General features: G+C 39.0%; 6 protein-coding genes. 1 reads left to right on the top strand and 5 read right to left on the bottom strand.

Going from position 1 to position 6,621, the window contains the following annotated elements:
* Window positions 1-69: 69 nt before the first annotated feature.
* The 5 genes from ACQKOG_RS07665 to ACQKOG_RS07645 all read right to left on the bottom strand — a co-directional run bounded on the left by ACQKOG_RS07665 (window position 70) and on the right by ACQKOG_RS07645 (window position 5,568).
* Window positions 70-1,035, bottom strand: a complete 966-nt coding sequence (locus tag ACQKOG_RS07665; RefSeq protein WP_427445852.1) for a YpdA family putative bacillithiol disulfide reductase — start codon at window positions 1,033-1,035, stop codon at window positions 70-72.
* A 117-nt stretch (window positions 1,036-1,152) separates the two neighbouring features.
* Window positions 1,153-1,908: a metallophosphoesterase gene (locus ACQKOG_RS07660; RefSeq protein ID WP_370075948.1), complete on the bottom strand. Its 756-nt coding sequence runs from the start codon at window positions 1,906-1,908 to the stop codon at window positions 1,153-1,155.
* A 160-nt stretch (window positions 1,909-2,068) separates the two neighbouring features.
* Window positions 2,069-2,866 carry a LysM peptidoglycan-binding domain-containing protein gene (locus tag ACQKOG_RS07655; protein ID WP_370075950.1) on the bottom strand — a complete coding sequence of 266 codons (798 nt, stop codon included), beginning with the start codon at window positions 2,864-2,866 and terminating at the stop codon, window positions 2,069-2,071.
* Between the two features lie 230 nt (window positions 2,867-3,096).
* Window positions 3,097-4,539, bottom strand: a complete 1,443-nt coding sequence (locus tag ACQKOG_RS07650) for a RecQ family ATP-dependent DNA helicase (protein WP_370075952.1) — start codon at window positions 4,537-4,539, stop codon at window positions 3,097-3,099.
* Window positions 4,540-5,568, bottom strand: coding sequence for a helix-turn-helix domain-containing protein (locus ACQKOG_RS07645; RefSeq protein WP_402868780.1), 1,029 nt, complete (start codon window positions 5,566-5,568; stop codon window positions 4,540-4,542). It lies immediately after the preceding gene.
* 107 nt (window positions 5,569-5,675) lie between these two features.
* On the opposite strand from ACQKOG_RS07645, the gene ACQKOG_RS07640 reads away from it, so the two are divergent.
* Window positions 5,676-5,924, top strand: coding sequence for a ferredoxin (locus ACQKOG_RS07640; protein WP_053482601.1), 249 nt, complete (start codon window positions 5,676-5,678; stop codon window positions 5,922-5,924).
* The last annotated feature ends 697 nt before the right edge of the window (window positions 5,925-6,621 follow it).

Here is a 6,621-nt window from a genome sequence, read left to right as displayed (position 1 = left end):
GCTCTTGCCCTTCTATCCGACGTTTTAAAAAAAGCTGTATAAGCTTACATGCTCATACAGCTCCTCTTGCTATTTTGCTCTTTTGTCAATTGTCTTTGCAATACAATCGCCATGGAAACGGCCATTTTCAATAAAAATTTCATTAGCATTATTTCCAGCTGCAATAACTCCCGCAATAAATAATCCTTCTACATTTGTTTCCAAAGTTTCTGGATTAAAGAAAGGACGACCCGTTTCATAATCAATAGAGACACCCATTGCTCGAATAAATGAATGATCTGGATGATAGCCTGTCATAGCAAAAACAAAATCATTTTTTAAAGTTTTCTTGCTACCATCAATTTCTACTACGACTTCATGCTCTCGGATTTCCAGTATATTTGTATTGAAATGCATTTGGACTTCTTCATTTCGTACTACACCTTCAAATTCTGGTAAAACCCATGGCTTGATGCTAGGTGAATACTCACTACCACGATAGGCAACAGTGACGCGAGCTCCTGCCTTATTCAACTCAAGCGCTGCATCTATTGCCGAATTTTTCCCACCTATTACGAGAACATCAGTATCGAAAAATTCATGTCCCTCTTTAAAGTAATGGAAGACTTTTGGCAATTTTTCACCTGGGATGTTTAAATAATTCGGATGGTCATAGTAGCCTGTTGCGATCACAACATAAGGTGTTGTATAGACCTCTTTATCTGTCGTTACTGTAAACACCGCTCCATTTTTTACAACGCTATTTACTTTCTCGAAGCGATTTACTTGAATAGCTTTCAAACGTACAACTTCTCGATAATAAACTAGTGCTTGATTTCGCTTTGGTTTACGACCTTCAATAATAAAGGGAACATCACCAATAGCTAGTCGTTCACTCGTACTAAAAAAAGTTTGATGCGTAGGGTAATTGTATACCGCATTTACGATATTGCCTTTTTCAATGACAATTGGCTTTAATCCAATATTTTGCAAGGCTATTGCTGCTGCTAAACCACATGGGCCTCCTCCAACAATAATTGCATCTACTTGCTGCATTTCTTGACACTCCTATCAACTTTGTATCAGCAATTTGCTAATACTTTACTTAATCGGGCTTTTACCGAATTAATCCTTATCGTTTCCATTATACGCCTTCTATCGAGTTTTGGTTGTTTATTTACCCGAAATTTCAATGTCAATAATATGACACTGTGGTCTCGCACCAAGCCGAAAAGGTAATAATGTCGTACCATAGCCGTTACTTACTAACGTCATCACACCCTCACGCTCCCGATAAGAGCCATTAGGATGCACACCGTATGGACCAATTCTAATTTGACCACCATGTAAATGCCCACCAATCATTAAATCTGCTCTAAATTTTGCACGGACTCTTGCAAAAACGCCAGGGTTATGTGAGATGAAAACAACTAAGTCTTTCTCTCCTACCTTTGCAAATGCTTCATCAAAGCTATATTTCATTGTAGATGTATCTTCAATTGCATTTAGCCAAAAGCGGTTTTTTTTAGGTAGTAATACAGCATCATTAGCGATGATCTGAACACCATGTTCCTGCAAAATACTTCGTAATCGTCCTTCACCTACTTCTCTGTCATTATTCCCCCATACAAAATAAGTTGGTCCTAAAGGAGTTAATAACTTTAGGTTGTCATGAATACGTTGAATAGGTGTGCGTCCATCTGCAAAATCTCCACCAATAATAACAGCATCAAATTGACCATCTAACTGTTCAATCATCTGGCGATTAATTTTGCGTAAATGTGTATCCGAAATAAAAAATAGTCGGATTTTTTCCTGTTCACCCTTTAATAACAATTGATGATGTAAAACATTATTTTCATGTGCCACCTTCAACATATAAAGCAGGAACGCGATGACTACTAAAACAAATAGTCCAAAATAAATCATTCCTTCACATCTCCTTACGAAAGCAAAAAGACGATTCGTTATAATGAAGAATCGCCTTTTCACTAAATCAGACGTACGCCTCAACCATATTTGGTGTTAACGTTTGTCCATTATTTTATACTAGAAAAACATCATTGCCAAAGAATGACACCCGCTTTTCTTATGGTAGCTTAATCACTTGCCCGATCATTACATTATTTGAAGACATACCGTTTGCTGCACGAATTTTCGCTAGTGTTGCTTCACTGCCATCACCGTAGTGATTCAATGCAATACGATATAGATTTTCATTTGCTTTTACTGTATGAGTACTTGCACTTGCGGCTTGTTTTGCTTCTTCTGCTTTGCGTGCTGCCTCAGCTTTACGCGCTTCCTCGGCCTTTCGTGCTTGTTCCGCTTTTCTAGCCTCTTCTGCTTGTGCTATTCTAGCTTGCTCAGCTTTTTTAGCTTCCTCGGCTTTTCTAGCTTCTTCTGCCTTCTTGGCTGCTTCGGCCTTTTTCGCTTCCTCAGCTGCCTTCTGCTCAGCTGCTAATTTCTCAGCGTCTTTCTTAGAAGGCTCTTTTGCTTTGTCTGTTTTATCTTTGTCTGTTTTATCTTTGTTTGCTTTATCGTCTTCTTTTGCTTTGTTTTTGTCAGTTGACACAGCTAACTTACCTTCATCCCCTGAATCGTCAAATTCTACAACTTCATCCGAAGATTTTTTTTCAGCCTCTTCAATTGTTGTTCCAGGTTCATAGAATTTTAAAAAATAGACTAATATCGATAATGGAATTAAGATAAAAATTACAAAAAGAATCGTCATTAATGGCGGTTTTCGTTTTGTATTACTTGGCTTTTTATTGTCATTTCCATTTTTCTTCATTCTTGAAACCCTAGATAAAGCTTGCTGTTCTTTTTGTTCTTCTTCAAAAGATTGACGATGTTCTTCGATTTTATCGCGATAATCTTCTTTACTCATTCGCCGTTCCTCCAACCTTACTACGCTTTCTATCATTCTATTATGACGAATATTGCGAAAAAAGTAAATGACCGTCAGTTATAGTCTAAAAAGGACATATCACCATAACGTGGGGTTGATTTCCGTTCCGACCGGGCACTTTCCTGGTGGCGTCCAGTCGGTACGGAAATCAACTTATTATATGGCATACGTTTTAACAAATGTCATCCACAACTTTTGGTGATGAACCTTTAACAACCCATTAAGAGTTGCTTTAGCCGACTTTCCCATGGAATCATTTCTATTTTCTTCTCTTCTTTTAAGCGTACCTTATTGATTTCATCATAATGGATTCCACAATTTTCACAACAGTTTTCTGGTTTTTTCAGCAATTTTTGCCCAAAATACCCGACTAGCTGTGTGCGAATACAGTCTTTTGTCTGAGTCATTTTATGCATTTTATCGACAGCACGATACTTTTCCAGTGCTAAATGATTTAAACGCACTTTAACTTGTTCCATCGTTTCTTGTTGTAGCCAGTAATCAAGCACTCGAAAAGCGGTCTCACTCAGCTCTCCATTTTTCAACATTTGTGAAGGCTGTACTTGTTGATTTAATAGTTCCTGATAACGATCAACATGACCAGCTGTTGGCAAATCGCCTGTTACAACAAATTTCGCAAGTTCCTCATCACCCTCACTATAAAGTAAAATTGCGAGCGCTGGTTGACCATCACGACCTCCACGACCAATCTCCTGCATGTAATTTTCTACATTAGCAGGCAGCGTTTCATGGATAACCTGACGAATATTTGACTTATTAATACCCATTCCAAAAGCATTCGTAGCCACAATCCAGTCGAGTTCCCCGTCAATAAACTGTTGCTGAATAAACTGACGGTCATCAGCACCATAGCCTGCATGATAAGCTGCCGCTCGTATACCAGCCTGTATAAGCGCTTCGCTATATTGTTCAGCACGCTTCCGCGAGGACATATATAATATACCCGGTCCTGCCGTTTCTTTAACATGTTGCATAATCCAGTGTGTTTTATCTGCCCTATCCTCAAATACGACACGCCCAAGATGAATATTTGGCCGATCCACATTGTACAAAAACTCAAATGGTGTATCCAGCGACAATGTATCTCGTATGTCATTGACTACTTTATTCGTCGCAGTCGCCGATAATGCTAAAATCGGTGGACGATTTACTTGTGAAAACCATTGTCCAATTCGTAAATAATCTGGCCGAAAATCAAAGCCCCACTGAGAAATACAATGTGCCTCGTCCACGACGATAAGACCTAACTGCATTTGTGAAAGCTTGTCTTGAACTTGCTGCTGTAAAAGCATCTCTGGTGACGTAAAGATAAAACGATACTGCTCTAAAAAATGTAATACATACCGTTTTTCACTTACGGTTAAAAATGAATTTAAGGCAACTACCCTCTTTTCACCAAAGCGTTTTAGCTCCTCTACCTGATCCTGCATTAGAGAAAGCAAAGGAGAAACAATTAATACTGGCTTCTGCAGGATATATCCTGATAGTTGGTAACAAAGTGACTTTCCCATTCCAGTTGGTAATAAAGCGATAACATCTTTTTCTTCTAAAATGGCTTCAATGACCTCTTTCTGGCCTGGACGAAATGCTGTATAGCCAAAATACTTTGTCAATGTTTGTTCAAGCTCCATCTATACTTCTCCTTTCGCGAGGACAAGCCTTAACTGGAAATAACTCATACCTTCAACTACTTCATGCAATGTTTTCAATTTTTTTGTTTGATAGTGTTTCGATGCCAGCCAAACTTTTTCCGCTTCTTCATATGAGACGAATGGACCAATCGAAAAGTTCGGTTCGTTCATGGCTAGTTCCACCAAATGATCCTCGATTGTACTTTGTTTTAGTCTCCTTATTTGCACAATCTGTTCAATTGAATAGCCCTGCTCATAAAAATGTGCTGTTTGCTGCGCTGAATCGGTTAGTAATGCTTTGACTCTTAATCCTTCTGCCACTTTACCAAGTAACGGATAATCATCTGTCTGATGAACTTCATTTAATAATGTATGTAGCAATTCTATAAACGCTAACTGACAATCTAAAACTGTTTCCTGACGTTCACTCGCAAGCTGCTGCCACGTCCATCCTGGTAAACTATGACCACTCAACCGATAGAGGACAAGCTGTTTGTTGGCATCTGATAAGGGTAACACGGAAAGCGCGCGTTCACATTCCTCCAATAATTGCTGCTGTAAATGCCCATCTTGAAAGTTAGACTCGACTAAAAATGTACGAACCCAAGACTGAATATTCGTATCCCTACTTATTGGAGAAAAAGAACGAACTCCAGCGCTTTGATAGGATAAACTTTGTACAATTAACGAGAACCTCGCAAAAAATATATGCTCATTTCCCCTATAGTGCCACCCGTCAAATAAATAATCAGATGTCTGCTCTGCTCGCTGTAAACCTAGCTTTTTCATGGAATAGTGACCAGATTCTTGCATAGTTAACCAACTATACTGTAAAAACGAATTTACGGCTTCATCAAATGTCTTCCTAGGTAACTTAGGTAATAGCCCAAAATAATTATGTAACTGAAATAGGCCAATGTCTTGAATAGTCTGACCTGAGCGCTTTCCTCTTAATACATGATAAGCAGCAGAAATTGTTCGTTCGTTATTTAGTTTTTGAAAGATTTGCAATAAAATTTGATGAAACATAGACGCAAATTCCTCCAATTTAATAGTATTTATGTTGAAATGTAAGATAAACATCTTTAAAATGAGTATGAAGCTTTGTAGGAACATGTAAAAGGAGAGAAAAAAAAATGGCTAAATTCACAATTGTTGATAAAGATACATGCATCGCTTGTGGCGCTTGCGGAGCCGCAGCACCAGATATTTATGATTATGATGATGAAGGGATTGCCTTCGTTATTTTAGATGATAACATGGGAACTGCTGAAGTTCCAGAAGATCTACTAGAAGACATGCAAGATGCTTTCGAAGGATGCCCAACTGACTCAATTAAAGTAGCAGATGAAACTTTTGATGGCGACTCATTAAAATTCGAATAGTCCTTCATACGTATCTTTAAAGGCATCCTTAACTGGGTGCCTTTATTTTTATCTCCTCACGTTACAAACACCAAAATTAAATTACATGTTAATTCTTTGGCTCATCACTATAACGTGTGGTTGATTTCCGTTCCGACTGGGCGCTTTGTAGCTGCCGCTTTGCTTTCGCTACAGAAACCAATTGTTGCTGTCGCTTCGCTTTCGCACAGATAAAACATTTGCCGCTGACGCTTCGCTTTCGCGCAGAGCAGAGCTTCCTGGGGGCGTCCGCTGAGCCGCTTTTGTTGCTGTCGCTTCGCTTTCGCACAGAAAACATCCGCTACGCTGCAGGGTCTCGGGCCAACAGATGTTTTTTGCGCGAAAGCGTAGTGCTAACGCAGCGTCAGCAGCACCGAGGTTGGTCACGAAGGCGTTATCACAGGACGTGATGGTTTTAGCCTTCGTTCCTCTATCGCTAATCCCCAAGGAGTCGCCCAGTCTCCACTCCAATCAACTAATACTTGGCATATGTTTTAACAAATGTCATTCACAACTTTGGTGATGAGCCAATTTTCTCATACGAATAACTTATTAACAGATTCTTATACCATTTTTATTAATTTGATGATTTGTCAAATTAAGTGCAACAATTGCTCATTAAAAGCCTCGTTTGCAGTTTTCCAACCAAGACATTTTCTTGGTCGGTTGTTGATATAGT

Origin of the sequence: Lysinibacillus sp. NPDC093216 (genome assembly GCF_050280325.1) — a bacterium.
Lineage (GTDB): Bacteria > Bacillota > Bacilli > Bacillales_A > Planococcaceae > Lysinibacillus.
The sequence above is the reverse complement of the archived record's forward strand: the minus strand, read 5'-3'. Positions and strand labels throughout refer to the sequence as shown.

Coding starts and splice junctions, on each gene's coding strand:
- ACQKOG_RS07665 (WP_427445852.1), bottom strand. CDS start 1,035: ATGCAGCAAGTAGATGCAATTATTGTTGGAGGAGGCCCATGTGGTTTA.
- ACQKOG_RS07660 (WP_370075948.1), bottom strand. CDS start 1,908: ATGATTTATTTTGGACTATTTGTTTTAGTAGTCATCGCGTTCCTGCTT.
- ACQKOG_RS07655 (WP_370075950.1), bottom strand. CDS start 2,866: ATGAGTAAAGAAGATTATCGCGATAAAATCGAAGAACATCGTCAATCT.
- ACQKOG_RS07650 (WP_370075952.1), bottom strand. CDS start 4,539: ATGGAGCTTGAACAAACATTGACAAAGTATTTTGGCTATACAGCATTT.
- ACQKOG_RS07645 (WP_402868780.1), bottom strand. CDS start 5,568: ATGTTTCATCAAATTTTATTGCAAATCTTTCAAAAACTAAATAACGAA.
- ACQKOG_RS07640 (WP_053482601.1), top strand. CDS start 5,676: ATGGCTAAATTCACAATTGTTGATAAAGATACATGCATCGCTTGTGGC.